28 protein-coding genes are annotated in these 26,935 nt (G+C 65.7%); 17 read left to right on the top strand and 11 right to left on the bottom strand.

All coding sequences use genetic code 11. From position 1 onward, the window contains the following. The first annotated feature begins 2 nt into the window (after positions 1-2). A complete protein-coding gene (rimO, locus tag ACI6S0_RS03380) occupies positions 3-1,385 on the top strand; it encodes a 30S ribosomal protein S12 methylthiotransferase RimO (protein WP_172438596.1) in 1,383 nt (460 codons plus the stop codon). A 78-nt stretch (positions 1,386-1,463) separates the two neighbouring features. Here the strand turns inward: rimO and ACI6S0_RS03375 are convergent, their stop codons facing one another. Next, entirely contained in the window at positions 1,464-2,306 is an 843-nt protein-coding gene (locus tag ACI6S0_RS03375; protein ID WP_434404936.1) for a DUF4163 domain-containing protein, read from the bottom strand. Further along, a complete protein-coding gene (locus ACI6S0_RS03370) occupies positions 2,306-2,506 on the bottom strand; it encodes a hypothetical protein (protein ID WP_004211387.1) in 201 nt (66 codons plus the stop codon). The genes ACI6S0_RS03375 and ACI6S0_RS03370 overlap by 1 nt, the downstream gene beginning before the upstream one ends. Before the next feature lie 155 nt (positions 2,507-2,661). On the opposite strand from ACI6S0_RS03370, the gene ACI6S0_RS03365 reads away from it, so the two are divergent. From ACI6S0_RS03365 to argC, 4 genes are all read left to right on the top strand, one after another. Continuing rightward, a complete protein-coding gene (locus ACI6S0_RS03365; protein ID WP_434404935.1) occupies positions 2,662-4,059 on the top strand; it encodes a leucyl aminopeptidase family protein in 1,398 nt (465 codons plus the stop codon). Positions 4,060-4,121: 62 nt separating this feature from the next. Beyond that, positions 4,122-4,529, top strand: coding sequence for a MarR family transcriptional regulator (locus tag ACI6S0_RS03360; RefSeq protein WP_004211384.1), 408 nt, complete (start codon positions 4,122-4,124; stop codon positions 4,527-4,529). Beyond that, the gene (locus ACI6S0_RS03355) at positions 4,489-5,397 is read left to right on the top strand and encodes an NlpC/P60 family protein (protein ID WP_099231408.1); all 909 of its coding nucleotides are present in this window, start codon (positions 4,489-4,491) and stop codon (positions 5,395-5,397) included. The genes ACI6S0_RS03360 and ACI6S0_RS03355 overlap by 41 nt, the downstream gene beginning before the upstream one ends. Beyond that, positions 5,394-6,338 carry an N-acetyl-gamma-glutamyl-phosphate reductase gene (gene argC / locus ACI6S0_RS03350; protein ID WP_434404934.1) on the top strand — a complete coding sequence of 315 codons (945 nt, stop codon included), beginning with the start codon at positions 5,394-5,396 and terminating at the stop codon, positions 6,336-6,338. Before ACI6S0_RS03355 ends, argC begins: the two co-directional genes overlap by 4 nt. Positions 6,339-6,409: 71 nt before the next feature. On the opposite strand, the gene ACI6S0_RS03345 is transcribed toward argC, so the two are convergent. Continuing rightward, positions 6,410-6,613: a hypothetical protein gene (locus tag ACI6S0_RS03345; RefSeq protein ID WP_004211380.1), complete on the bottom strand. Its 204-nt coding sequence runs from the start codon at positions 6,611-6,613 to the stop codon at positions 6,410-6,412. A gap of 230 nt (positions 6,614-6,843) precedes the next feature. Here ACI6S0_RS03345 and ACI6S0_RS03340 point away from each other — a divergent pair, with 230 nt between their 5' ends. From ACI6S0_RS03340 to ACI6S0_RS03330, 3 genes are all read left to right on the top strand, one after another. Next, complete coding sequence (locus ACI6S0_RS03340; RefSeq protein ID WP_010337933.1) at positions 6,844-7,014, top strand: hypothetical protein; 171 nt, start codon at positions 6,844-6,846, stop codon at positions 7,012-7,014. A gap of 239 nt (positions 7,015-7,253) precedes the next feature. Next, positions 7,254-8,582 (top strand): PQQ-dependent sugar dehydrogenase, encoded by a 1,329-nt coding sequence (locus tag ACI6S0_RS03335; RefSeq protein ID WP_434404932.1) that lies wholly within the window; start codon positions 7,254-7,256, stop codon positions 8,580-8,582. Between the two features lie 127 nt (positions 8,583-8,709). Beyond that, entirely contained in the window at positions 8,710-9,048 is a 339-nt protein-coding gene (locus ACI6S0_RS03330) for a hypothetical protein (RefSeq protein ID WP_230588606.1), read from the top strand. A 3-nt stretch (positions 9,049-9,051) separates the two neighbouring features. On the opposite strand, the gene ACI6S0_RS03325 is transcribed toward ACI6S0_RS03330, so the two are convergent. Further along, entirely contained in the window at positions 9,052-9,867 is an 816-nt protein-coding gene (locus ACI6S0_RS03325) for an ATP-binding protein (RefSeq protein ID WP_004211373.1), read from the bottom strand. A 110-nt stretch (positions 9,868-9,977) separates the two neighbouring features. On the opposite strand from ACI6S0_RS03325, the gene ACI6S0_RS03320 reads away from it, so the two are divergent. Continuing rightward, entirely contained in the window at positions 9,978-10,934 is a 957-nt protein-coding gene (locus ACI6S0_RS03320; RefSeq protein WP_434404931.1) for an L-threonylcarbamoyladenylate synthase, read from the top strand. 14 nt (positions 10,935-10,948) lie between these two features. Here the strand turns inward: ACI6S0_RS03320 and ACI6S0_RS03315 are convergent, their stop codons facing one another. The 7 genes from ACI6S0_RS03315 to ACI6S0_RS03285 form a co-directional block, all read right to left on the bottom strand. Beyond that, positions 10,949-11,215, bottom strand: a complete 267-nt coding sequence (locus tag ACI6S0_RS03315; protein ID WP_037517836.1) for a hypothetical protein — start codon at positions 11,213-11,215, stop codon at positions 10,949-10,951. A 114-nt stretch (positions 11,216-11,329) separates the two neighbouring features. Next, on the bottom strand, positions 11,330-11,863 hold the full coding sequence (gene msrA, locus ACI6S0_RS03310) for a peptide-methionine (S)-S-oxide reductase MsrA (protein ID WP_004211369.1): 534 nt from the start codon (positions 11,861-11,863) through the stop codon (positions 11,330-11,332). Positions 11,864-11,908: 45 nt separating this feature from the next. Further along, positions 11,909-13,630, bottom strand: coding sequence for a long-chain-fatty-acid--CoA ligase (locus ACI6S0_RS03305; RefSeq protein WP_026109646.1), 1,722 nt, complete (start codon positions 13,628-13,630; stop codon positions 11,909-11,911). Between the two features lie 148 nt (positions 13,631-13,778). Continuing rightward, positions 13,779-14,462, bottom strand: a complete 684-nt coding sequence (locus tag ACI6S0_RS03300) for a DUF1013 domain-containing protein (RefSeq protein WP_010337928.1) — start codon at positions 14,460-14,462, stop codon at positions 13,779-13,781. Positions 14,463-14,577: 115 nt separating this feature from the next. Continuing rightward, the gene (locus tag ACI6S0_RS03295) at positions 14,578-15,606 is read right to left on the bottom strand and encodes a glycosyltransferase family 4 protein (RefSeq protein ID WP_434404930.1); all 1,029 of its coding nucleotides are present in this window, start codon (positions 15,604-15,606) and stop codon (positions 14,578-14,580) included. Positions 15,607-15,620: 14 nt separating this feature from the next. Further along, positions 15,621-16,484 carry a UDP-2,3-diacylglucosamine diphosphatase gene (locus ACI6S0_RS03290; RefSeq protein ID WP_099231401.1) on the bottom strand — a complete coding sequence of 288 codons (864 nt, stop codon included), beginning with the start codon at positions 16,482-16,484 and terminating at the stop codon, positions 15,621-15,623. A gap of 115 nt (positions 16,485-16,599) precedes the next feature. Further along, positions 16,600-17,607 (bottom strand): NAD(P)H-quinone oxidoreductase, encoded by a 1,008-nt coding sequence (locus ACI6S0_RS03285; protein ID WP_434404929.1) that lies wholly within the window; start codon positions 17,605-17,607, stop codon positions 16,600-16,602. A 102-nt stretch (positions 17,608-17,709) separates the two neighbouring features. Between ACI6S0_RS03285 and ACI6S0_RS03280 the strand changes: the two genes are divergently transcribed. The 8 genes from ACI6S0_RS03280 (at position 17,710) to ACI6S0_RS03245 (ending at position 26,912) form a co-directional block, all read left to right on the top strand. Next, the gene (locus tag ACI6S0_RS03280; protein WP_004211362.1) at positions 17,710-17,907 is read left to right on the top strand and encodes a DUF1192 domain-containing protein; all 198 of its coding nucleotides are present in this window, start codon (positions 17,710-17,712) and stop codon (positions 17,905-17,907) included. Between the two features lie 156 nt (positions 17,908-18,063). After that, positions 18,064-20,385 carry an ATP-dependent Clp protease ATP-binding subunit ClpA gene (gene clpA / locus ACI6S0_RS03275; protein WP_434404928.1) on the top strand — a complete coding sequence of 774 codons (2,322 nt, stop codon included), beginning with the start codon at positions 18,064-18,066 and terminating at the stop codon, positions 20,383-20,385. A 143-nt stretch (positions 20,386-20,528) separates the two neighbouring features. Beyond that, positions 20,529-21,218, top strand: coding sequence for an immunity protein Imm33 domain-containing protein (locus tag ACI6S0_RS03270; protein ID WP_434404927.1), 690 nt, complete (start codon positions 20,529-20,531; stop codon positions 21,216-21,218). Continuing rightward, on the top strand, positions 21,211-21,861 hold the full coding sequence (locus tag ACI6S0_RS03265; protein ID WP_434404926.1) for an esterase/lipase family protein: 651 nt from the start codon (positions 21,211-21,213) through the stop codon (positions 21,859-21,861). Before ACI6S0_RS03270 ends, ACI6S0_RS03265 begins: the two co-directional genes overlap by 8 nt. Positions 21,862-21,960: 99 nt before the next feature. Then, positions 21,961-22,695, top strand: a complete 735-nt coding sequence (locus ACI6S0_RS03260; RefSeq protein ID WP_434404925.1) for a hypothetical protein — start codon at positions 21,961-21,963, stop codon at positions 22,693-22,695. Between the two features lie 116 nt (positions 22,696-22,811). Further along, positions 22,812-24,047: a hypothetical protein gene (locus ACI6S0_RS03255; protein WP_434404924.1), complete on the top strand. Its 1,236-nt coding sequence runs from the start codon at positions 22,812-22,814 to the stop codon at positions 24,045-24,047. A 109-nt stretch (positions 24,048-24,156) separates the two neighbouring features. Then, positions 24,157-26,220 (top strand): prolyl oligopeptidase family serine peptidase, encoded by a 2,064-nt coding sequence (locus ACI6S0_RS03250; protein ID WP_434404923.1) that lies wholly within the window; start codon positions 24,157-24,159, stop codon positions 26,218-26,220. A 62-nt stretch (positions 26,221-26,282) separates the two neighbouring features. Beyond that, positions 26,283-26,912: a glutathione S-transferase family protein gene (locus ACI6S0_RS03245; RefSeq protein WP_434405896.1), complete on the top strand. Its 630-nt coding sequence runs from the start codon at positions 26,283-26,285 to the stop codon at positions 26,910-26,912. Positions 26,913-26,935 lie beyond the last annotated feature (23 nt).

The following is a 26,935-nucleotide window of genomic DNA, read 5'->3' as shown; positions in this document are numbered from 1 at the left end:
CTATGTGCGCGCCGATCATGGCAACCAAAATCCCAGACGCGCCGAAGATCGGCATGGTTTCGCTCGGCTGTCCGAAGAACCTGGTCGATTCCGAGCGTATCCTGACCAAGCTGCGTTCCGACGGCTATCAGATGTCCGCCGACTATGCCGGCGCCGACGTCGTGCTGGTCAACACCTGCGGCTTTCTCGATTCCGCTAAGGAAGAATCGCTCGAAGCGATCGGCGAGGCCATGGCCGAAAATGGCCGCGTCATCGTGACCGGCTGCATGGGCGACGAAGCGGACGTGATCCGCGCGAAATTCCCGCAGGTGCTGGCCGTCACCGGCGCGCATCAATATGAGCAGGTGGTCAATGCGGTGCATGACGCATCGCCGCCCATCCCCAACGCCTTTGTCGACCTGGTGCCTGAAGGCGGGCTGAAGCTCACGCCGCGCCATTACAGCTATCTGAAGATTTCAGAGGGCTGCAACCACCGTTGCTCCTTCTGCATCATCCCCTCGATCCGCGGCGACCTGGTGTCGCGGCGCATCGACGCGGTGCTGCGCGAGGCGGAAAAGCTGGTCGCGGCCGGCACCAAGGAATTGCTGGTCATCAGCCAGGACACGTCGGCCTATGGCGTCGACACCCGCCACGAGCCGCGCATGTGGAAGGGCCGCGAGGTCCGCGCCCATATGACCGACATGGCGCGCGAACTGGGCCAGCTGCGCACCGCGGACGGCGTCGCCCCCTGGGTCCGCCTCCACTATGTCTACCCCTATCCCCATGTCGACCATGTCATCCCGCTGATGGCCGAGGGGCTGCTGACGCCCTATCTCGACATTCCCTTCCAGCATGCTTCGCCGAGCGTGCTCAAGGCGATGAAGCGCCCGGCCAATGAAGCCAAGGTGCTGGATCGCATCCGCAAGTGGCGCGACATTTGCCCCGACATCGCGATCCGCTCCAGCTTCGTCGTCGGCTTCCCCGGCGAGACCGAGGCGGACTTCCAGTATCTGCTCGACTGGCTGGACGAGGCGCAGCTCGACCGCGTCGGCGCCTTCCGCTTCGAGCCGGTCGAGGGCGCAGCCGCCAATGACCTGCCCGGCGCGGTGCCCGAAGAGGTCAAGGAAGAACGCTATCAGCGGATCATGGAAAAGACCGCCGCGATCAGCGCCGCCAAGCTGCAGGCGAAGGTCGGCCGGGTCATGCCGGTGATCATCGACGAGGTCGGCGAGCCGGACGAGGAAGATGGCAGCATCGGCGCGACCGCGCGATCCCAAGCCGACGCGCCGGAAATCGACGGCAATGTCTTCCTGCGCGACGTCGGCGAAGGCCGCAAGGCGGGCGACATGTTCGACGTGCTCATCGAGGATGCCGACGATCACGACCTGTATGGCGTGCCGGCCTGAACAGGATCGTCATTGCGAGCGCAGCGTCGCAATCCATGGATTGCCGCGGCGCTTCGCGCCTCGCAATGACGGCTATTCTCAGGGTCTGACGAACGCGTCCTGATATTCGGTCTTGATCGCCTTGTAGATCGCCGCGTCGACCGGCAGCTTGATGTCATAGCTGCCCTCGGCATAGGGGCCGGCGCCATAGGGGCCGATCGTCACCTGGATGCCGTCGATCAATTTGCCGTCGCGCGATGTCGGCGCCAACACCTGCTTCATCGGATCGATGCATTTGGTGAAGTCGTCATCGCCGGGCACCACCGGCGCGCCGCGCTTTTCCGCCCGCGCCCGATCCAGCGCCTTGCAGAAACTATCATGGATCGCCGCTGCAAAGGCCGCTTCGGACGTCAGCAGTGCGCCGAAATCGGTTTCGCGCCGCCGCTCCCTGTCCCACAGCAACGCTTCATAGCCGGTCATGCCATGGGCGCCGCCGGTATACATGTAATTGGCGGATTCGAGCGCCAGGAAGCGCGGCGTATCCGCCATCACGCTCCAGTGCGTCTCGCGGCTGTGGGCGTGGAAGGGGAAGCCGGCCTTTTTCGCCGAATCCCGGTCCTGCGTCGCCATCTTGAGCGCATCGGCCTTGTTCTCGGCCATGGCGCGGGCGAAGCGATCGACCAGCGTCGGAATCGCCGCCGCCTGCGCCGGATAGGCGTAGAGAAATTCCAGCAGCTCGGTCTTGTCCGACTGCTCGAATGGTTTGGCGGGTGGGGCAGCGGGTCGCGTGGTCCCGGCCATGCGGTCGACGAAGGCGCGCATCGTCGCATTGGCGGGCATGTTGCCGCCGGGCGTGTCATCCTCAGTCGATTTCGAGCAGCCGGACAGCAACAGGGCTGCGAGCAGCAGCCCCGTCGTCCCGTTCCCCCATCCTGCCCGCATCAGTGCGGCTTGGCCGTCAGGCAGCGCTCGCTGATCGCCTTGCGCGCATAGTCGCCGGCGAGCGCGCGATGGATATTGGGCCAGCCTTCGGCCACCAGCGCCTGCTCGACAGCATGGGCGTTGGCGAACTGGCCGCTTTCGGCCAGCGCGTAGGCGCGGGCGCGCAGCGCCTGCAGGCCGCTATTGTCGGAACGGATCATGGCTACTCTCCTTGTCGTCTGTATGACCTGGAACCTAGGCACTCGGGCCACAATAGGCAAATGCCCTGACGGCCGGCCGGGTTTCCACCGGGACGAAAGAAGATGCAAAAAATGGCCCGTTCCCATGAGGAGCGCTTTCTCCTACATCCCTGTGCATGACCGAATTTGCCGACCTGCTCAAAGCCGATAATGGCCAACCCGCCCGTTCCATCCAGCTGATCGAAGCGGCCGAACTGGATGCCTGGTTCACCGCCCAGCCCGAGCGGGTCCGCGCCCTGATCAGCGCCCAGAAATTCCACGCCAAGCCGAACGAATATGCGATCGTCCCCGGCGAGGGGCAGAGCGACTGGTCGGTCGTCGCCGGGGTGGCCAAGCGCGACGCGCTCGGCAGCTGGTGCCTGGCCAGATTGGCCGAGAGCCTGCCCGAAGGCAGCTATCGCCTGACCGAGGGGAGCACCGGCGCGGCGGCGCTGGGCTGGCTGACGGCGCAATATCGGTTCGAACGCTATCGCAAGGATGAGGGCGCCGTAGGCCCGCGCGTGCTGCTGACCGGCGACGTCGCCCGGATCGAGGCGATCGTGCAGCAGGCCGAGGCGGTGGCGCTGGTTCGCGACCTGGTGAACACGCCGGCCGCCGACATGGGGCCGCAGGATCTGGAAGATGCCGTGCGCCAGCTGGCGCAGGCCCATGGCGGCGAGATGCAGGTGACACGCGGCGACGCGCTGGAGCAGGGTTTCCCGATGATCCATGCCGTCGGCAAGGCGGCGGACAAGAGCTTTGCCCCGCGCCTCATCGAAATGAGCTGGGGCGACCCCGCCGCGCCGCGCATCGCCGTGGTCGGCAAGGGCATCTGCTTCGACAGCGGCGGCCTCGACATCAAGCCGTCGTCGGGCATGCGCCTGATGAAGAAGGATATGGGCGGCGCGGCCCATGCGATCGCGCTGGCCCGGCTGATCATCGGGGCGCGCCTGCCCGTGCGGCTGCACCTGCTCGTGCCGACCGCCGAAAATGCCATCAGCGGCAATGCCTTCCGCCCCGGCGACATATTGCGCAGCCGGCAGGGGCTGACCGTGGAGATCGGCAATACCGACGCCGAAGGGCGGCTGGTGCTGGGCGACGCACTGACCCGCGCGGGCGAGGAAAAGCCCGAGCTGATCGTGGACTTCGCGACCCTGACCGGCGCGGCGCGCGTCGCCGTTGGCCCGGACCTGCCGGCGCTGTTCACCAATGACGAGGCGCTGGCGACCGACATCGCGGCGGCCGGCACGGCCGTCGACGACCCGACCTGGCGCCTGCCGCTGTGGGACGGCTATTATGACATGCTGAAGTCCGACATTGCCGACATGAACAATGCCGGCGAAGGCGGCTTTGCCGGCGCGGTGACAGCCGCCCTGTTCCTGCAGCGCTTCGTGCCGGAGGGCACAGCCTGGATCCATCTCGACACCTTCGCATGGCGACCGGCCGCCCGCCCGGGCCGGCCCAAGGGCGGCGAGGCGCTGGGCCTGCGCGCGGTCTTCCGCCTGCTCCAGCAACGCTATGACGGCGCGCGATAGCCAAACTGCAATATCCTGCGATCCGTTACGCAACCGGATTGGCTATCATGCGTTAGGGGGGCATGAACGCGCTCGCTTCCCCGCAACAGGCCGCCCAGATCGACCGTCCCGGCATACAGCCGCTCAGCCAGTGGATGCGGACCCTGGTGGATTATGTGCGGTCGGGAAAACCCGACCTCACCAACCGCCAGATGGCCCTGATGCTGACCGTCTATATCGGCGATGGCCCGCATACAGTGCGCGGCCTGGCCGAACAGTTGCACGTATCCAAGCCGGTCATCACCCGCGCGCTGAACAAGCTTTCGGCGCTCGGCTATCTCCGACGAGAGCGGGATGCGGCCGATCGGCGCAATATTTTCATCACCCGCACGTCGAAGGGCGCGGAATTCCTTGACGCCTTTCACCATTTCATCGCAGGAACCGCGCGCGATGACAGGCCAGATCAACACCACGCGGAACGCACCGCCTGAAAGAACCCGGTTCAAGCTGGACGGCAGATCCGTAGCGCTCGACCACCGCGTCCATGCGGCGCGTGGCGACCTTGCGGACATCTCGCTCGCCGGCGTGCTCTTTTCCGCCCATTATGCGCGCGCGGTCGAACTGACCTGCGTGGCGCCCGGCGCGCCGATCCTGTCCCAGCCCTCGCACAATGCCGAGGCGGTCAGCGAATTGCTGCGCGGCGAAAGCTTCCATGCGCTCGACGTCACGACCGACTGGGCCTGGGGCTTTTGCGGGCATGACGGCTATGTCGGCTATATCCGCCGCGACGCACTGGACGTGAAGGAAGCGGTCAGCCACCGCATCGTCAACCAGAGCGCGCCGCTGTTCAGCCGCGCCGACATCAAGGCACCGATCGCCGATCACTGGCCGCTGGGCGCCCGCTTCGGCGGCGAGGCCGAGGACAGCTTCCTCGCGACCGGCGACGGCTTCATCCATGGCCGCCATGCCGCCCCGATCGACTCGCCGGAAAGCGACTGGGTCGCGGTGGCGCAGCGCTATCTGGGCCAGCCCTATGTCTGGGGCGGCCGTGGCCATCGCGGCATCGACTGTTCGGGGCTGGTGCAGGTTGCGCTGGGCGAATGTGGCATCGCCGTGCCGCGCGACACCGACCTGCAGTGCGAGGGCATTGGCGCGCCGATCGAGGCGAGCGCGCCGTTGCAGCGCGGCGACCTGGTCTTCTTCCCCGGCCATGTCGGGATCATGACCGACGCCACCCATATGCTGCACGCCAACGCCCATTGGATGGCCGTGGTGGTCGAGCCGCTGGCCGATGTCGTCGCCCGGCTGGCGCCCGACCATGAACAGCCGATCATCGCGCGGCGGAGGATTGCCCCATGACGACGAAGATCTTCATCGACGGCGGCCATGGCACCACCGGCATCGAGATTGCCGATCGCCTGGCCGACCGGCCCGAACTGTCGCTGATCACGGTCGACGAGAAGGATCGCCGCAACATGGCGGCCCGGCGCGACGCGCTGAACGCAGCCGATATCGTGATCCTGTGCCTGCCCGACGATGCCGCGCGCGAATCCGTGTCGATGATCGACAATGACCGCACCCGCGTGATCGACGCATCGACCGCGCACCGCGTCGCCGACGGCTGGACCTATGGCTTCCCCGAACTGGAGCCGGGCCATCGCGAGCGGCTGGCCGACAGCCGCTTCGTCGCCAATCCCGGCTGTTGGCCGACCGGCTTTCTGGGTCTGGTCCGTCCGCTGGTGCTGGCCGGCCTGCTGCCGGCCGACTGGCCGGTGACGGTGTCGGGCGCATCGGGCTATTCGGGCGGCGGCAAGGCGATGATCGCCGAATATGAGGGCGCCGAAGGCGCACCGACCGCCTTCCGCGCCTATGGGCTGAGCCTGGCGCACAAGCATGTGCCGGAAATGACCCGCTATTCGGGCCTGGCCCATCCGCCGCTGTTCGCTCCGGCCGTCGCCAATGCCTATCGCGGCATGCTGGTGGAAGTGCCGTTGCAACTGCGCGCCATGCCCGGCACGCCATCCCCGGCGGATATCCATGCCGCGCTGGCCGCCGCCTATGAAGGATCGCCGATCGTCAGCGTGACGCCATTGGCCGACAGCAGCGCCATGGCACAGATTGAGGTCGAGCATGTCGGCGCGACCGACCGCCTGTCGCTGTCGGTGTTCGGCAATGCGCAGAGCGGCCAGGCGCGCCTGGTCGCCACGCTCGACAATCTGGGCAAGGGGGCTGCGGGTGCCGCCGTGCAGAATCTCAATATCCTGGCCGGCCTGCCGGAAACCGCCGGCCTGCGGCTCTAAACCGCCTTCAGCCAGACAGCAAAAAGGGCCGGAGCGTTCCATGACGCTCCGGCCCTTTTGCGTTCAGACGATCAGTGGATCGTGCCGAGCGGCTGGTGATGGGCGAGCAGCACGATCAGCCGCTCGATCTGGCGCCAGTGACAGAAATGGATGTGATTGCCGAGGTCACGACTGCGATCGGCCCGCGCCGCCGCCTCATAGCCGGCATTGGCGCCGAAGGTCGCGATCAGTTCCGTCGCATCCTCATAGCTCTTTCGATCCGAAAGATATGGCATGTGCATGCGACCCCCGATTTTTGCGCGCCCTTTCCCCTCCCCTGTCAACCCCCATGCCAGTTTGGCGCTTTGGCGCAGCAGGCCGACGACGAGGGTGAACGGGTGGTTAGCCAAGTCCCGCAGCGGGACAGGCGCGCCATTTCGGGACGCGAGCCGTTCCGATCCGGGACAGGGGAGACGCGGGCGACAAGCGACTGGCCATGAGCGGCGGGCCATGGCAAGGATGGACCATGAACAAGGCGAAGAATCCGACCGGCGCGGGCGCCATCATCGCATTGCTGATCATGGCCGGGGCGATCGGCGGCGGCCTGCTGGGCCAGCCCAGCATCGGCCTGCTGGTCGGCACCGGGGCCGGCATCCTGATCGCCCTGCTGCTGTGGCTGCGCGAACGAAAGGCTTAGGAGGCTGTTTGGAAAATGCGCGGAAGAGCGCATTTTCGATGCGGCACCGGCCTTCAAACGAGGCACGTGACTCGTTTGAACCCCACCCGACCACCCATCAGGATACCATGTCTGGGCGGTCGGGTGGGGGTGCGGGCCGGTGCGGATGCGCCAAAGGCGCATTTCCAAACAGATTCTAAGTCACACCCGCGCAACGGAGCGCCTTGCCGGGCGTCGCATCGCCGCATAGATGTGGCGACATGAAGAAGCATTTCATCGCCATCCCCCTCGTCGCGCTGGTCATTGCCGGCGGCGCCTTCCTCTACTTCGCGCAGGGCGACACGGCCCAGTTGCCGGCCGGTGCCGATGTCGGCCGGGAGCCGCGCTTCACCACGCCGCGCAACGAGTTTTTCCCGACCGTCAACATCGCCGAGGTCAAGCCGTGGAAGGCTGGCGAGAAGCCGGTCGCGGCCAAGGGGCTGGTGGTCGAGCGCTTCGCCGAGGGGCTGAGCCATCCGCGATCGCTGCTGCGCCTGCCCAATGGCGACATATTGACGGCCGAGACCAACAGCCAGCCCCGCCCGCAGACCGGCATCGTCAGCCGGGTGATGAATTTCCTGATGAACAAGGCCGGCGCCGGCGTCCCCTCGCCCGACCGCATCAGCCTGCTGCGCGACACCGATGGCGATGGCAAGGCGGACACCAAGACGGTGTTCCTGAGCGGCCTCTATTCGCCCTATGGCATGGCGCTGATCGGCGACACCCTCTATGTCGCCAACACCAATGCGCTGATGGCCTTCCCCTATAAGGAAGGCGAGACCAAGATCAGCGACAAGGGTCGCAAGATCCTGAACCTGCCGGCCCAGGCGCCGAACATGCACTGGACCCGCAGCCTGACCGTCGGCCCCAACGGGCTGCTCTATGTGGGCGTCGGATCGAACAGCAATATCGGCGAAAATGGCCTGGAAAGCGAAGCGAACCGCGCCGCCGTTCTGGAGGTCAATCCCAAGACCGGCGACTATCGCATCTATGCGTCGGGCCTGCGCAATCCGGTCGGCCTGGCGTTCGAACCCAAGAGCGGCGTGCTGTGGGGCGTGGTCAATGAGCGCGACATGCTGGGCGGCGACCTGGTCCCCGACTATCTGACCCGCGTCGAGTTCGGCGCCTTCTATGGCTGGCCGTGGAATTACTGGGGCGGCTATGAGGATCGCCGGGTCCAGCCGCAGCGGCCGGAAATCCGCGAATATACCAAGCGCCCAGACTATGCGCTGGGCAATCATGTCGCGCCGCTGGGCCTGAGCTTCTCCAAGGATGCGCAGCTTGGCGCTGCCTATGGCAATGGCGCCTTTGTCGGCCTGCATGGCAGCTGGAACCGCAAGCCGGCCGCCGGCTACAAGGTCGTGTTCATTCCGTTCGAGGATAATGGCGAAGTCGGCAAGGCCAAGCCGACCGACGTGCTGACCGGATTCCTGGACGCGCAGGGCGCGGCGCGTGGTCGCCCGGTCGACGTGACCGTGGACGCCAAGGGCGCGCTGCTGGTGGCGGACGATGTCGGCGGTGTCGTCTGGCGGGTGACCCGCGCACAATAATCTTGGGCGCCCGGCCGATGCGTCGAAAAAACTTGTTCGCAAGACCAGACGCTTAATTTCGGCCGGGCAAAAGCCGGGATATATTGCCCCGTTCGCGCGCTGATACGCGATGCGACAGGCGTCCAAGATGAAACCGATCGAACCGGCGGAGCTATATCAGCTGCGGGCGGACAGCGCGCGGCGATCCCTTCATCACTTGCGCATGGAAGCGCTGGGCCAGCCGGACCGACGACAAGGCTATGATCTGGAGCATGACCGACGGCTGGCGGAAATGTATTTCAACACCTTCGCCGCCCTCGCCCATCGCCAGCGTCACAGCGACACGCTGAGCCTGGCCCGCGTCATCAAGACGATGGCCGATGCCGCGCCGCTGTGCGACACCGCCGTCGATCCGCCGCGTTGCCGCAAGGAACTGGACCGACTGGTCGACGAATTTCTGAGCCTGGCCGAAAAGGATGGCGACTGAGAATCAGACCGAGAGGCCGTGGCGGCCGGCGAGTTCGACCACATATTGCCAAGCAACGCGGCCCGAGCGGCTGCCGCGCTGGGTGGCCCACTGGATCGCGTCGAGCGGCTCGACGCTGAGGCCCAGCGCCTGGGCATAGCCCTCGACAATGGCGACATAGGCGTCCTGATCGAGCGCATGAAAGCCGAGGCTGAGGCCGAACCGGTCCGACAGCGCCATCTTGTCATCGACCACGTCGCGCGGATTGATCGGATCATCCTGTTCCGACAGGTTGCGCGGCACGATATGGCGGCGGTTGGACGTCACATAGAGGCGGACATTGGCCGGACGCGCGGCGGTGCCGCCCTGAAGCAGCGAGCGCAGCGCGCGGGCATCGCCCACGCCTTCGTCAAAGCCCAGATCGTCGAGGAACAGGATGAAGGGCCGGGTCGTGCTGCGCAGCAGGGTGAAAAGCGCCGGCAGGCTGGCCAGTTCATCGATCGCGCATTGCAGCAGGGCGATGTCCTGTCCTTCCGCCTGCAGCTTGCCGACCACCGAAGCCACGGTCGCCGACTTGCCGGTCCCCCGCGCACCCCACAGCAGCACGTCATGGGCGGCATGGCCGGCGGCATGGCGGCGGCTATTGTCCAGCAGCGCGCTCTTCTGCGCATCGATGCCGGTCAGCAGATCATAATCCACCGGGTCGAACGCATCCACGGCGCGGATCGCCACCCCGTCCCACACATAGGCGGGAGCAGCCGCAAGGTCGGCAGAGGAAGCCGGCGGCGGCGCGAGCCGTTCCAGCGCTTCGGCGATACGGGTCAGCAGGGCGTCGTTCATGGCGCGGGATTAGCCGGGCCGCGCCGTTGCGGCAAGCTTTGCCAACAATGTCATGTCACTGTCGCAATGGCCTTTTACTGCAGCGTTCCGGGGTCTATATCGCGGGGGTCGTGACTATCCCAAATCCAGCCTTTTCCACCAGGGTCTGCCGCTATGGCGCGGAAGCGCTTCGCGAGGCAGCCTTGCTGATCCGCGCCGGCGAGCCCGTCGCCGTTCCCACCGAAACCGTCTATGGCCTGGCGGCCGATGCCACCGATTCCCAGGCGGTCGCGGGCATCTACAGCGCCAAGGGGCGGCCCAGCTTCAACCCGCTGATCGTCCATGTCGCCGACATGGAGATGGCTCGGCGGCTGGCCGATTTCTCGCCCCAGGCCGAGCAGCTTGCCGCCCGCTTCTGGCCGGGCGCGCTGACCATGGTGCTGCCCGTGCGGGCCGATAGCGGCCTGTCCCCGCTGGTGATGGCCGGCCTGCCGACCGTGGCGCTGCGCCTGCCGGCCCATCCCGCGATGCGCGCGCTGATCCGCGAGAGCGGTAGGCCGCTGGCGGCGCCGTCGGCCAATCGCAGCGGATCGATCAGCCCCAGCCGGGCCGAGCATGTGCTGGCCAGCCTCAACGGCAAGATCCGCATGATCCTGGACGAAGGCCCGACCAGCGAGGGGCTGGAATCGACCATCGCCGCCCCCGAAGCGGACCGCATCCGCCTGCTGCGCCCCGGCCCGGTGACGGCCGCGATGCTGGAGGAGGCAAGCGGCCTGCCGGTCATCACGGGGAAGGACAGTGCGAAGATCGAAGCGCCCGGCCAGCTCGAAAGCCATTATGCGCCGTCGAAGCCGGTGCGGCTCAACGCGCTGCGGGCGGAGAAGGATGAATATCTGATCGGCTTCGGGCTGATGCCCTGCCATCTGAACCTGAGCGTCGACGCGGACCTGCGCGAGGCGGCAGCCAATCTGTTCGCGGCACTGCACGTCGCCGACGCCAGCACCCAGGAGCGGATCGCGGTCGCACCCATCCCCGACGAGGGGATCGGCACCGCCATCAACGACCGGTTACGCCGCGCCGCGGCCTGACCGCTCGATCCGGCTCAGCCGCAATTGTCGTAGCCGGCCTTGCGGCATTCGCGGCGGCGCTGTTCGTCGGCCTTCTTGCGCGCCTTGCCTTCCTCGGCCTCCTGCTTGCGCATTTTGCGGCCATAATTGCGGTCGGCTTCGTCCTGGCTGGTCGTCGCCCAATCCGCCGCCTGCGCACCTGCGCGCACCGGCAGGGTCACGATATCCACCGCGGTCCTGGCAATGCAGCCCGGCAGCATCAGCAGCATCGCCGGCGCCAGCAGCATGATCGTCCTGGTCATTCTCAAAGTCCCCCGACTCGTCCGTTGCGCTGCATCTGCCATGGTCGACATTAACCATAGGCTAAGAACGCGGCGAAACGGGACGAGCCGTCGGGAAATCGGCCAGGCCGAGGATTATTCCTCGATGCGGGCGGCAAAACCCTTGCGCAGCTTGGCCAGCTTGGGCGGGATAACCGCCATGCAATAGGGATTCTGGTCGCCGACCCGTTCCCAATATTTCTGGTGATAATCCTCGGCCGGATACCAGGGGGCGTCCGCCTCGATCGCGGTCACGACCGGATCGACCTGGTCCACCTGTGCCCGCGCGATGCCGGCCAGCGCTTCGGCCTGCTGCTCGGCCGAATGGGGGAAGATCGCCGAACGATACTGCGTCCCGATGTCGTTGCCCTGGCGGTTCAGCGTCGTCGGATTGTGGGTGGCGAAGAAGATGTCGAGCAGGTCGGCATAGCTGATGACGGCCGGGTCGAAGGCGATGCGGATCGCTTCGGCATGGCCGGTATTGCCGGTGCAGACCTCCTCATAGGTCGGATCGACCTTGGTCCCGCCGATATAGCCGCTCTGGACCGATTCCACGCCCTTGAGCGTCTGGTAGACTGCTTCCGTACACCAGAAGCAGCCACCAGCCAGCGTTGCGATTTCCTGCGCCATATATCGATAATCCTTATCCAGCTTTGGCGCGCTAGATAGGAGCAATCAGGCCGCGGTTCCAGTCTGCGCCGCATTCTGGGCCATCGCCTGTTCGGCCTTGGCGCGTTCTTCCGCGACCAGTTCCTTGCGCGACAGCTTGCCGACCAGCGTCTTGGGCAGGCTGGCCCGCACCTCGACCTCGCAGACCCGCTCATGCTTGCCCAGTTGCGGGTTCAGCCAGTCCTTGAGCCCCGGCCCGTCGATGGTCGCGCCTTCGTTCAGGGTCACGAACGCCTTGGGCTGCTCGCCGCGATAGCGATCGGGCACGCCGATCACCAGCGCCTCCTTCACCGATTCATGATGATAGAGGACCGATTCCACCTGGCTCGGGAAGACCTTGAAGCCGCCGACGGCGATCATGTCCTTGAGCCGATCGACGATCCGCACATAGCCGTCGTCATCAACCTCGCCAACGTCGCCGGTGCGCAGGAATTCGCCCACGAACACCTGCGCGTCCGCGTCCGGCCGGTTCCAATAGCCCTTCATGATCTGCGGACCGGCAAACATCAGTTCGCCCGGCTCGCCTTCTGGCGGGGGCTGGGTCGGATCCTCGCGGCTGACGATCTTGACGCGGGTGCCCGGCACGGGCTGGCCGACGGTGCCGGTCTTGTTCAGCCCCTCATAGGGATTGGCGCAGACGATCGGGCTGGTTTCGGTGAGGCCATAGCCTTCGATCAGGCGCGCACCGGTCACCGCCTCGAACTTCTGCTTCACCTCCATCGGCAGCGGCGCGCCGCCCGAAATGCAGGTGCGCAGCGACGAGAAATCGATGTTCGGCAGGGCCGGATGATCGAGCAGCGCCTGATACATGGTCGGCACGCCGGGCAGCGACGTCGCCTTGGTCCGCTGCACCGCCGAAAGCACCTGCACCGCCTCGAACCGGGGCAGCATCACCATCTCGCCACCATTCATCACGGTCCGGTTCAGCGTGCAGGTATTGGCGAAGACGTGGAAGAAGGGCAGCACCGCGATGATGCGGTCGTCGCCCTCGCCCGCATGCGGGTCGATCCCCTGCGCCTGGCGCGCATTGGCGGTCAGATTCTGGTGGGTCAGCATCGCGCCCTTGGGCGTCCCAGTGGTGCCGCCGGTATATTGCAGCAGCGCGACGTCGTTGACCGGATCGATGTCGGCCACGATGCATTCGCCGGAATTGGCGATCAGCCGGTCGTAGCGGATGACGCGCGGATCATGCGGCAGCGGCGTCGTCTCGCCGCGCTTGAACAGGCGGAAGAGGATGCTCTTGGCAGTCGGCAGCACCTCGGCGATCGAACCGACAACCAGCTTTTCGAGGCTGCTATTGTCCAGCACCTTGAGCGCGGTCGGCAGCAGTGCCTTGGCCGACAAAGTGAACAGGATCTTGGTGCCGCTATCCTCGACCTGATGCTCCAGTTCGGCGGCGGTGTAGAGGGGGGAGAAGTTGACGACGATCGCGCCGGCCAGCAGCGCGCCATAATAGGCCGCGACATAATGGGGGGTGTTGGGCAGGTAGAGACCGACCCGATCCCCCTTCTTCACGCCCATGGCCTGCAATCCGCAGGCGATGCGCCTGATGTCGTCCATCATCGCGCCATAGCTGAACTTACGCCCCATGAAGTCGATCATGTGGGCCTGCGGGTGGGCGGTGGCGCTCTGCGTTACCATGTCCCCCATCGACATCGGCGGGAACGTCTGCTCCCACGGCGTAGGGTGCTGATAATGCTCGCGCCAGATCTTTTCTCTGCTCTCCATTTACAGAAGTGTAAGTGGCCCGAGCGCTTTACGCAAGCGTCAACCTGTGTCTGGATTGTAGCAAAAAGGCCGCGCCGGAAAGCCGGCGCGGCCCTTGAAAATGCTGCATTGCAGCGGGTCGGAAAGAGCGTCGGGTGACGCTACGTCTTCAGACCTCGCCCTTGTTGCTGCTGAACGGATCGAGGATCGTCGCGGCGCCCGAAATCAGCTCGGACTCGCTCTTGAGCGCCTGCTCGATGCGGCGCGCATTGTCCTCGCGCTCGCGGCGCAGTTCCTCGATCAGCGCCTCGCGATCACCATCCAGACGCGAATCGGTCGGCATCTCGATGCCGGCCTTCTTCGCCGCCTTGCTGACCAGCGCATCCAGTTCGCGCTGCGAGCACAGGCCCAGCGTCACCGGATCCTTGGGCGTGATGTTGCTGATGTTCCAGTGGCTGCGATCGCGGATCGCGGCGATGGTGGTGCGGGTGGTGCCGATCAGCTTGCCGATCGCGCCGTCCGAAATTTCCGGATGGTTGCGCAGGATCCAGGCGATGCCATCGGGCTTGTCCTGGCGCTTGCTGACCGGGGTGTAGCGCGGCCCCTTGGTGCGGCGGACCGGCTCGGGGCCCTTGAGCATCTTGAGCTTGTAGTCGGGATTGCTCTCGCCCTTGTGGATTTCGTCCATGGTGATTTCATGGGCGCGCACGGGATCGCGGCCGGTATATTTGATGCCGGCAGTGTCATCGGCAATGGCCTGGACTTCCAGGATGTGGAGCCCGCAGAATTCCGCGATCTGGTCGAAGCTCAGAGCGCTATTGTCGACCAGCCAGCTGGCGGTCGCATGGGGCATGAGGGGCTGGGACACGGGGTCTTCTCCGGCTCTAAAAACGATAAGGGCCGCCCAAGCAGGGCGGCCACGACATGTCAGGGATAGAGCATCACGGGGCGTGCGGCAAGGAAAAGCGTCAGGCGGCGCTGTCCATCAGCGCCGGTGCAATCGGACATAGGCCGGCCAGGAATTCCTGTGCGCTGCGTTCCCAGCTGAAGCTGCGGCCATAGGCGGCACAGGCCGCCCGATCGCACAGCAGCGCGGCGGCGATGGCATCTTCCAGCCGCTCCGACAGGGCACCCGTTTCCGGCGTGACGATATCGATCGGCCCGGTGACCGGATAGGCCGCGACCGGCGTGCCAGCGGCCAGCGCCTCGATCATCACCAGCCCGAACGTGTCGGTGCGGCTGGGGAAGACGAACACGTCCGCGCCGGCATAGATCGCCGCCAGATCGGCACCGAACTGCGCGCCCAGGAAACGGGCATCGGGATAGGCGCGTTCCAGCGCACCGCGGGCCGGGCCGTCGCCGACGATCAGCTTGGTTCCGGGATGCTCGCTCGCCAGGAAGGCTTCCAGATTCTTCTCGACCGCGACCCGCCCGACATAGAGCTGGATCGGGCGCGGCAGGTCCGCCAGCAGGGCCGAGGGGGTGACACCCCCGGCAAAGGTGTTGAGGTCCACGCCCCTGCCCCATTTGCGGACATTGGCGACGCCATGGGCACGCAATTGCTGCCGCACCGACCGGGTCGACACCAGCACAGCCTGTGCCGGGCCGTGGAACCAGCGAATATAGCGCCAGAACCAGGCCGCCGGCAGGCCGGTGCGCTGCGACACATAATCGGGAAAGTGGGTGTGATAGGCGGTGGTGAAGGGCACATTGCCGCGCAGGCACCAGCGGCGGGCGGCAAAGCAGAGCGGCCCTTCGGTCGCCAGATGGACAGCATCGGGCCGGAAGGCGGCGATCGCCTGCCCCACCACGCCCGAACGCACCAGCGCCAGCCGGATTTCCGGATAGGTCGGACAGGGAATGGAGCCATAGAGATCGGGCGAGATCACCTTCACGTCATGGCCCATATGCTCCAGTTCGGCCTGGATCGTCTGCAGCGTGCGCACCACGCCATTGACCTGCGGCGTCCAGGCATCAGTGACGATCGCGATCCGCATATCCCGTCTCCGCGTCAGGCCGCCATCAGCGCCGGCGACGCCGCGCCCCGCTTGGCGATCTCGTCGGCCCAGTGCAGCACTTCCATCGCGCCGCTGGCATGCTCCACCAGCGCGGTGCAGCCCTCCACCCAGTCGCCATCATTATAATATTGGATGCCCTCGATCTCGCGCATCTCGGCATTGTGGATATGGCCGCACACCACGCCGTCGACGCCGCGCGCGCCAGCTTCATGCGCCACCACTTCCTCGAAGCGGGAGATGAAGGACACGGCATTCTTGACCTTGTGCTTGGCCATCTTACTCAAGGACCAATAGGGCAGGCCCATGCGCCGGCGCACCGCATTGACCACCACGTTGAGGCGCATCAGCGTCGTGTAGGCCGCGTCCCCCACGAAGGCGAGCCAGCGATGGGCCAGCATGATCGTGTCGAACTCGTCGCCATGCAGCACCAGCAGCTTGCGCCCATCGGCGGTCTCGTGGATCGCCTTGCGCCGGATCTCGACCCCGCCGAAATTCATGCCGGTGAACTGGCGGAACATCTCGTCATGATTGCCGGGAATATAGACGACACGGGTGCCGCGCTTGGCCCGCTTCATGATCCGCCACAGCACGTCATTATGCGCGGCCGGCCAGTAGAAGCGCTTCTTGAGCCGCCAGCCATCGATGATGTCGCCGACCAGATAGATGGTGTCGCTGTCGACGCTGTCCAGGAAATCGATCAGCATCGTCGCGTTGCAGCCGCGCGTGCCCAGATGGATGTCGGAAATCCAGATGGTGCGATAGCGGCGACGCGCGCCTTCCCGCTCGGGGATGTGGAAACGGTCGTCAGCCCCCTCTTCCAGTTCGCTCAGGAAGGGCAAGCGCGTGATGGCGTCCATGTCTACGTCCTCAAGGGCTGTTGTCCTTGAGGCCGAATCCCTAGCGCCGCTCTGTTACAACTCCGCACCGAATATGACGGAAATGCTACGGTTTGGCGGGTTTCTCCGCCGCCCCTCACACCGTCAGCACGATCTTCCCGAAATGTTCGCCGGCATCCATGCGGGCATGGGCCTTGGCCGCGTCGGCGAGGGCAAAGCGCTGGTCCATCGCCGGGCGCAGCCTGCCCTGTTCGACGAAGGGCCAGACGGTGCGCATGATCTCGTCCGCGACCAGGCTCTTGAAGCCCGAGGAGCGCGGCCGCAGGGTCGATCCGGTCAGGGTCAGGCGCCTGGACATCACCGTCGGCAGGAAGATGCTGGTCTTGGCCCCGCCCAGCACCGCGATCGACACATGGCGGCCATCTTCCGCCATGCATTCGATGTTGCGCGGGACATAGTCGCCGCCGACCATGTCGAGCACCGCCTGCACCCCCTGCCCGCCGGTGATGCGCTTCACCTCGGCGACATAGTCCTGGTTCTTGTAATTGATCGCATGGGAAGCGCCCCATTCGAGCGCCTGCGCGCATTTGTCGTCACTGCCGCAGGTGACGATGATCTCTATGTCGAACAGGCGGCAGAGCGAGATCGCCATCGTGCCGATGCCGCTGGTGCCGCCATGGACCAGCACCCGGTCGCCGCCGACCACATAGGCGCGCTCGAACAGGTTGGTCCACACGGTGAACAGGGTTTCGGGCAGCGCCGCTGCCTCGACCAGGTCATAATCCGCCGGCACCGGCAGGCACTGGCCGGCCGGGGCAATCGCATATTCGGCATAGCCCCCGCCCGGCAGCAGCGCGCAGACGCGCTGGCCGACCAGCATGTCGGCGGACCGGCCGGCGGCGACGATCGTGCCCGCCACTTCGAGTCCGGGAATGTCGGATGCGCCGGGCGGCGGCGGATATTTGCCCTGCCGCTGCAGCACGTCGGGCCGGTTGACGCCGGCGGCGGCGACGCGGATCAGCACCTCATCCTCGCCGGGCACCGGCACCGGCCGCTGTTCGGGCACCAGGGCGTCGGGACCGCCCGGCACCGGGATGCCGATGGCCGTCATCTGCGATGGAATCGTGAAACTGTCGAGGATCATATGTGCCCCCCCGGGCCAGAGATATTGCGCCGCACCCAAAATCGACGGACGGAGCTTCGCTTCTTATTGACAGACTAGCCTACAGGGTCAACATTACCCTTTATGGACATGGACAATGATCTGCCGAGAAAGGCCGATGATCCGCTGGCCCAACTGCTCCGACAGGATCTGGGTCCCCTGTCCGTTGCGGAACTGGAAGCGCGCATCAGGGCGCTGGAAACCGAAATCACCCGCACTCGAACAAAAATTGAAAGCGCCGTTAACCATAAGGCAACTGCCGAGGCGTTATTCAAGCGATGAACCCGCGCCTCGCCCCTGACGGCCCGACCAAGGGCTCCACCGGGCATGGGCAGTCTGGCAATTCCGGCGGTCAGGGCCTCTCCCTTGAACCGTCGTCGAGCAATGCCGACATAAGGTTCAAGTCAGCCCCGGGTCGGGGCCAGGAGTAGAAAAGACATGCCATCTTTCGCAGCCGCCCTTGAAACCACCCTGCACAACGCGCTGACCCATGCGTCGGAGCGCAAGCATGAATATGCGACGCTCGAGCATCTGCTGCTCGCGCTGATCGACGACGAACATGCGTCGAAGGTGATGCAGGCGTGCGGCGTGGAACTGGGCGAACTGGCTGATGCCGTCACCCAGTATCTCGACACCGAACTCGACAGCCTGAAGGTGGAGGGCGCCAGCGACCCCTCGCCCACCAGCGGCTTCCAGCGCGTCGTCCAGCGCGCCATCCTCCATGTCCAGTCGTCCGGCAAGGATGAGGTGACGGGCGCCAATGTCCTCGTCGCGCTCTTCTCCGAACGCGAATCCTATGCCGTCTATTTCCTGCAGCAGCAGGACATGAGCCGCCTCGATGCCGTCAGCTATATCAGCCACGGCGTCGGCAAGGGCACGCCCGCGCCCGAGCGTCAGGAGACCAAGGGCGCGCCGGAAGAGGAGAAGAAGGTGCAGGACGGCAAGGGCAAGAAGGACAGTGCCTTGGAGCAGTTCACCGTCAACCTCAACGAGAAGGCGGAACGCGGCAAGGTCGATCCGCTGATCGGCCGGTCGTCGGAAGTCGACCGCACCATCCAGATCCTGTGCCGCCGTTCGAAGAACAACCCGCTCTATGTCGGTGATCCGGGCGTCGGCAAGACCGCGATCGCGGAAGGCCTGGCGCGCAAGATCGTCGAGGGCGAAGTGCCCGACGTGCTCAAGGAAGCGGTCATCTATTCGCTCGACATGGGCGCGCTGCTGGCCGGCACCCGCTATCGCGGCGACTTCGAGGAACGGCTGAAGGCGGTCGTCACCGAACTGGAGAAGATGCCGCACGCCGTCCTCTTCATCGACGAGATCCACACCGTGATCGGTGCCGGCGCGACCTCAGGTGGCGCGATGGACGCCTCGAACCTGTTGAAGCCGGCCCTGTCGGGCGGGACGATCCGCTGCATCGGGTCGACCACCTACAAGGAATTCCGCAATCATTTCGAGAAGGACCGCGCGCTGCTGCGGCGCTTCCAGAAGATCGACGTGAACGAGCCTTCGGTCGAGGATACGATCAAGATCCTGACCGGCCTGCGCACCGCGTTCGAGGAACATCATCACGTCAAATATACGCCGGACGCGATCAAGGCGGCGGTCGAACTGTCGGCGCGCTACATCAACGACCGCAAGCTGCCCGACAAGGCGATCGACGTGATCGACGAAGTGGGCGCGATGCAGATGCTGGTAGTGCCGTCCAAGCGCAAGAAGACGATCACCCCCAAGGAGATCGAGGCGGTCATCGCCACCATGGCGCGCATCCCGCCCAAGACCGTGTCGTCGGACGACAAGAGCGTGCTGGAATCGCTGACCACCGATTTGAAGCGCGTCGTCTTCGGCCAGGATCAGGCGATCGAGGTGCTGTCGTCCGCGATCAAGCTGTCGCGCGCCGGCTTGCGCGATCCCGACAAGCCGATCGGCAACTATCTCTTCTCCGGCCCGACCGGCGTCGGCAAGACGGAGGTGGCGCGCCAGCTTGCGACCCTGCTCGGCATCCCGCTGCAGCGGTTCGACATGTCGGAATATATGGAACGCCATTCGGTCAGCCGCCTGATCGGCGCCCCTCCGGGCTATGTCGGCTATGACCAGGGTGGCCTCTTGACCGACGCCGTCGACCAGCAGCCGCACAGCGTGCTGCTGCTCGACGAGATCGAGAAGGCGCATCCCGACCTGTTCAACATCCTGCTGCAGGTGATGGACAATGGCCGCCTGACCGATCACCACGGCAAGACCGTCGATTTCCGCAACACCATCCTCATCATGACCACCAATGCCGGTGCGTCGGACATGGCGAAGGAGTCGATCGGCTTTGGCGAGCTGACCCGCGAGGATGTGCAGGAAGACGCGGTGAAGAAGCTCTTCACCCCCGAATTCCGCAACCGCCTCGATGCGATCGTGCCGTTCGGCTATCTGCCGCCGGAAATCGTCGCCCGCGTCATCGACAAGTTCGTGCTGCAACTGGAACTGCAACTGGCCGACCGCGACGTCCACATCACCCTGGACGAGGATGCCAAGGCCTGGCTCACCAAGAAGGGCTATGACAAGCTCTATGGTGCCCGCCCGATGGGCCGCCTGATGCAGGAAAAGATCAAGCAGCCGCTGGCCGAGGAACTGCTGTTCGGCAAGCTGGTCCATGGCGGCGAGGTCCATGTCCATATGAAGGACGAGGCGCTCGCCTTCCAGATCACCCCCGCCGCGCCCAAGAAGGGCGGCAAGAAGGGCGGCAAGGCCAAGACGCCGGAAGGCACGAAATAAGCGGCTTTGGAGCTTAAAACAAAAAGGGCGACCCGCTTGGGTCGCCCTTTTTGTTTGCGGGCGCCCCTCCTGTTCCCCCCTCCCTTTCAGGGAGGGGCCGGGGGTGGGTAGGCGCGCGCCGCGCGCCTCGCTATCAATCGATCATGCGCCTCAATGATCGTCTCCATAACCTCCGTCGTCGTCTCTTCGGCTCCTGGTCGATTGACGATCCACGCCCGATCCAGGCCGGCGCGCCCTACACCTATTTCCTGCCCTCGGCCGAACGGATCGACGCCTTGCGACCCGATGATCTGGTCAAGCTGGTGATCCGCAGCCATCCGCCCGGTCGCGAATGGGATGCCGAACGCATGTGGGTGGAAGTGAAAAACATCGCGCCGGACGGCTGGACCGGCATATTGGCGAATACGCCGTCCGACATGCCACAACTGCGCGAAGGTAGCATGCTCGCATTCCAGTCCTTCCACATCATCGACCTCATCTACGACGGCGACAGGCAAGGTCCGGCAGAACCGCCAAGGCGTGCCTATTGGGACCGCTGCATGGTCGACCGCTGCGTGCTCGATGATAATGTGCCGGTCTATTACCTCTATCGCGAACAACCCGACATGACGGAGGAAGGCGATTCCGATCCCGACAGCGGATGGCGGATCAGGGGTGATTATCGCGACCTCAGCGATGAACAGCTAGACGCCCGCAAGGCCGATTACATCGCGATCGGCAAGGTGCTGAACGCGGACGATAGCTGGCTGCACCTGATCGACAGCCCGATCGGGTCGGCATGGCTGCGCAACTTCGAGACCGGGGAATATGAGCCACTCGAAGAAAATGAATGAATCCATCCTCCTCCTCCACGGCTTTGGCGGCCATCAGGTGCAGACCGCGCTGCTTGCCCGGCGGCTGCGCGGGGCGGGGTATGACGTCGCCAATATCGGCTATCCCAGCTGGCGCTGGCCGCTGCCCCGCGTCATCGATCATCTCCACGCCCGCATCATCGCCAGCCCGGCCTACGCCGCCCAGACCGTCCACTGCGTCGGTCATTCGATGGGCGGCCTCATGCTGCGCGCCTGGCTCGCGCGCCATCGCCCCGATCATCTGGGCCGCGTGGTCATGCTCGGCACGCCCAATGGCGGCAGCGAGATTGCCGACCTTCTCTACCGCCTGCGCCTCCATCCGCTGATCCTGAACCAGGCCGGCGCGCTGCTGCGCACCCGCCGCGATGCGGCCACGCTGGCGGCGCTGGGCGCGGTCGACTATCCGCTTGGCATCATCGCGGGCGACCGGCCGATGAACGGCCTGCTTCCCAGCCGCATCTTCCGCGCGCCCAATGACGGCAAGGTCAGCGTCGCCGCCACCCATTGTCCGGGCGAAGGCGACCATATCACCCTGCCCGTCGCCCATACCGCAATGATCTACACCCGCCCCGTCGCCGATCAGGTCGCGCATTTTCTGCGCCATGGGCAGTTCGCGCGGACCTGATTCCCCCGCCCCACATGCGCGCGGCGGCCGTTGCGCAATTATTAGGGAATTGCGGTCAGATCGACAGGACGGATTGGGTCCGCAGGGATTGGGGAAAACATGGTCATGATCGGAAAATGGGCGGCAGCGGTCGGTGCAATGGTCGCGTTGGGCGGCGCTATGTTGCCGCATGTCGCCAACGCCAAGGCGCCCGGCCAGATCATCCTCACACCCCAATCCGAAGAGGCGCTGGTCATCATCAAGACCGACTGGTGGCAACCGGCGCCGTCGATGCACTCGGCGTTCAAGCTGCTGCTCTCCACCTATGTCGATGCGGAAGCCCGGCTTTCCAGTGGGCCTTTCAGCGGCACCGCGCTGTTCGAAGCCAAGCAGAAGAATTTCCTCGACGGCTATCTGATGGTTCCCGTCAAGCCGGGACGCTGGGTCGTGCGCAGCTATTCGCAGCAGGATAGCTGGGCGCTCTGTTTCAACGCCGCCTCGCTCCAGTTCGAGGCGAAGCCGGGCCAGGTCGTCTATCTCGGCCGGTTCGACGCGCTCACCCATCGGCAGCAATTGACCAGACAGGCGATCGCATCGGGCAACACCAGCATTCGCGGCGGCGGCTTCGTCGACTATTTCGACCTGCCGCAGGGACCGATCTTCGCGCCGGTGGACGCGCCCCAGATCGCCGCCGTGCAGACCATGCTGGCGCGCCGCGTGCCCGGCGTCAGCGTGCCGGTGCAGGCGGTCGCCTTCGCTCCCGCGACATTCGGCACCGGTTCCACTTTGTATGGCACACGGCGCTGCGGCGGCTATTTCCCGGCCAGCGGCAAGGGCAAAGCCGACAAAAGCTAAAAACGGGAAGGCAGTTCGCCTGCCATCGCGCCCCTCTCCCCGCCCCCCGCAAATTCTGCTAAGCCGACTCCAGAACAGAAAGGTCGCATGTCTTCCACGCTTTCATAGGGGAATGCATGTCCACTTCGCTTCATCTGCGGTCCGCCGCGCCACGCGCCGCGCTGCTCAGCTTCAGCTTCGTCCTTCTCGCCACGCCTGGCGCCAGCCAGCAGGCCGGCGGACCGATCGCCCGCTATTCGATGGATGCCGGCACCATGTCCGGCATGGCCGCAATGGCGGGCGGCGGTGGCATGGGCGGGGCCATGTCGATGATGATGGGCGGCGGCAACCAGCCGATCCATGAACTGGTGCTGCGCCTGGGATCGACCCAGGCCGCGAGCGGCTCGCCGGCGGCCGAACATTATATGCCCGCCGGCGCCCGGCTGGGCGCCTCCGTCCCGCTGGTCACGCCCAAGGTCACGCCGAGCGACGAGCCGGCGCTGCCCGGAGAGAAGCCCAAGGGGCGGCTGCTCATCTATTGGGGATGCGGCGCGACCGCAGGGCCGAACCAGCCGGTGGTGATCGATTTCGCCAAGGTCGCGCGCGGCCAGTTCCCGCCCGGCCTCTACATGACCGGCGCGGCGATCCCGCAGGAATGGCAGGTCCGCTTCACCAACAGCAAGACCTATGGCGAATGGCCCAATGGCCAGACGCGCAAGACGCTGTCGGGCAATTCCTCGCTGATCGGCGACCATCGCATCGCCGGCAATTATGCGCCGGAGATCAAGTTCGCGCTGAACCAGGACTTCATGCCGCCGATCACGGGCCGCGCCAGCCCGGCCGCGGGCGGCGCCACCCAGTTGAGCTGGAACGCGGTGCCCAATGCGACCGGCTATTATGCCTGGGTGTTCGCGGCCAAGCAGGGCGGCGACATGGTGTGGTGGGCCTCCTCGGCCAGTCAGGCCTTTGGCGGGCCGGTGTGGGACTGGCTATCCCCCGCCGCCGTGCGCAAGCTGATCGGCGACAAGATCGTGATGCCGCCCAGCCAGACCAGTTGCACCGTGCCGTCGCAGGTGGTGCAATCGGGCGGCGAGATGCTGATGGGCAGCCTCTATGCCTATGGCCCGGAAGCCAATTTCGCCTATCCGCCGCGCCCAGCCGATCCCAAGATCGCCTGGAAACCGGAATGGATCGCCCGCGTGCGCTATCGTTCCAACACCATGTGGATGCTCAATGGCCCGGACATGGGATCGATGATTAGCCATGGCGACGACAGCGCCGACGCCTCCGGCGACAATCCGCCGCCCAAGAAGAAGAAATGCAAGGGCGGCCTGGGCGGCATGCTGGCCGGCGCGATGGGCGCGGGCTGCTGAAGCTCCAGTCGGGGCGCGGCATCACCCGTCGCGCCCCGGCCACGAGTTGCACTTGAAACGAAAGGAAAATCCGGCAAGTCTCGCGCCATTCTTCCGTTTCGAGGTTTTCATGCGACACAAGCTACTGGCCGCGCTGCTGCTCGGCGCCGCCCTCTCCCCCCTGCCGCTCGCCGCCCAGTCGGCCGCCCCGTCGTCCAGGTTCGAGGGCCGCGACATCTTCGCGCTGCAGGTCGCGACCGATCCGCAGATCAGCCCCGACGGAAATAGCGTCGCCTATGTCCGCCGCCAGGGCGACATCATGACCGACCGGCAGAAGGGCGCGATCTGGCTGGTCGACACCGCCACCGGCGCGCAGCGCCCGCTGGTCGCCGACGCCAGCCAGCCGCGCTGGTCGCCCGATGGCAAGCGCATCGCCTATATCGCCGCCGATGCGGGCAAGCCGCAATTGTTCGTGCGCTGGCTGGACACCGGCGCCACCGTGCGCGTCACCACCCTGCCCGACGGCCCGCAGTCGGTCACCTGGTCGCCCGACGGCAAGAGCCTTGCCTATATCATGCGCGTACCCGCCGACCCGATGAAGCTGGGCAGGGCGCCCGACAAGCCGGAGGGAGCCGAATGGGCCAAGCCGCTGGAGGTGATCGACCGGGTTGATTATCGCAATGATGGCGGCGGCTATGTCCAGGCCGGCTATGACCATATCTTCCTGGTGTCGGCCGATGGCGGTCCGGCGCGGCAGCTGAGCTTTGGCGACTATCAGGATGGCGGCCCATTGAGCTGGACACCCGATGGCCGCGCCATATTGTTCAGCGCGGTGCGCAAGCCCGACTGGCAGCAGAAGGTGTTTGACCCGGAAATCTATACGCTCGACATCGCCTCGGGCGCGATCAGCCCACTGACCAGCCGCGAAGGCCCCGATGTGGCGCCGGTCGTCTCGCCCGACGGCAGCAAGGTCGCCTATCTCGGCTATGACGACAAGCGCCTCTCCTACCAGAACACCTATCTCTACGTCATGAACCGCGACGGCAGCGGCGCCCATGCGATCACCGCCAGTTTCGACCGCAGCATCGACCGCGCCTATTGGGCGGCCGACGGCAAGTCGCTCTACGCCCAATATGACGAGCGCGGCGTCAACCGCCTTGCCCGCATCAGCCTCGACGGCCATGTCACCGAACTGGCGAGCGGCCTTACCGGCACGGCGTTCGACCGGCCCTATAGCGGCGGCGATTTCAGCGTCGCGGCCAATGGCACTTTGGCCTTCACCAGCGGCTCGGCGCTGCGCCCGGCCGACCTGTCGGTCAGCAGCGGCGGAAAGAGCCGGCAGCTCACACGCCTCAACGAGGATTTCCTGGGCCACAAGGCGCTGGGACAGGTGAAGGAACTGGCCGTCACCGCGCCTGACGGCCGGACCGTGCCGGCCTGGCTCGTCACCCCGCCCGGCTATCAGCCCGGCACCCGCGTGCCGCTGCTGCTGGAAATCCATGGCGGCCCGCACACCGCCTATGGCCCGCATTTCTCGACCGACGACCAGCTTTATGCCGCCGCCGGCTATGCCGTGCTCTACACCAACCCGCGCGGCTCCACCTCCTATGGCGAGGAATTCGCCCAGCTGATCCATCATAAATATCCCGGTGACGACTATGGCGACCTGATGGCCGCGGTCGATGCCGCGATCGCCGCGGGCGTGGCCGATCCCGACAATCTGTTCGTCACCGGCGGCTCGGGCGGCGGCGTGCTGACCAGCTGGATCATCGGCAAGACCGACCGGTTCAAGGGCGCCGCTACGCAGAAGCCGGTGATCAACTGGATCAGCGAAGCGCTGACCATGGACAATACGCTCTTCACCTCGCGCTACTGGTTCCCGGCCAAGCCCTGGGAAGATCCGATGGGCTATTGGAACCGCTCGCCGCTCAGCCTGGTTGGCAACGTCAAGACGCCGACCCTGGTGGTCGTGGGCAGCGAGGATTATCGCACCCCGGTCAGCGAGGCGGAGCAATATTATGGCGCGCTGCAGATACGGGGCGTGCCGACCGCGCTGGTGAAGGTGCCGGGCGCGAGCCATGGCGGCATCGCCGCCCGCCCGTCGCAATCGGCGGCCAAGGCGGCGGCGATCATCGCCTGGTTCGATCGCTATCGCGACAAGCCTGCGGCGGCGGCCACCGCACCGGCTCAATGATCCGGCTGGCCGGAGCATATCGTTCATGATATGTTCCGGCCACTTTTCCAGGAGAATGCATGATGGCGGACCCGGTTCTTCTCTACACCAATCCCATGTCGCGCGGGCAGATTGCCCGATGGATGCTGGAGGAGGTCGGCGCGCCCTATGAGGCGGTGATCCTGGATTATGCCGGCGGCATGAAGACCGCCGACTATCGCGCGATCAACCCGATGGGCAAGGTGCCGGCGATCGTCCATGGCGGCAAGGTGGTGACCGAATGCGCCGCCATCTGCGCCTATCTGGCCGACGCCTTTCCGGCGGCCGGCCTGGCGCCGGCGACCGATGAGCGGGCCGATTATTATCGCTGGCTCTTCTTCGCCGCCGGTCCGGTGGAGGCCGCCGTCACCAACAAGGCGATGGGCTTCGTCCTGCCCGAGGGGCGCGAGCGCAGCGCGGGCTATGGCTCGCTCGACGACACGCTCGACACGCTGGAAACGGCGGTCACCGGCCGCAGCTGGATCTGCGGCGGCACCTTCACCGCGGCGGACGTCTATGTCGGCGCGCAGATCGACTGGGGGCTCGCCTTCGGCACCATCCCCACCCGCCCGGCGTTCGAGGCCTACGCCGCCCGATTGCGCGAACGCCCGGCCTATAAGAGGCAGAAGGAGATCGACAACGCCCTGATCGCCGAGATGCAGAAACAGGGCTGAGCCGGCCCCTTCCCCACAAAGCA

The sequence above is a fragment of the Sphingobium sp. DN12 genome, assembly GCF_051058005.1.
GTDB classification, from domain to species: Bacteria; Pseudomonadota; Alphaproteobacteria; order Sphingomonadales; family Sphingomonadaceae; genus Sphingobium; species Sphingobium yanoikuyae.
This window is presented reverse-complemented; position numbering and strand designations above follow the sequence as displayed.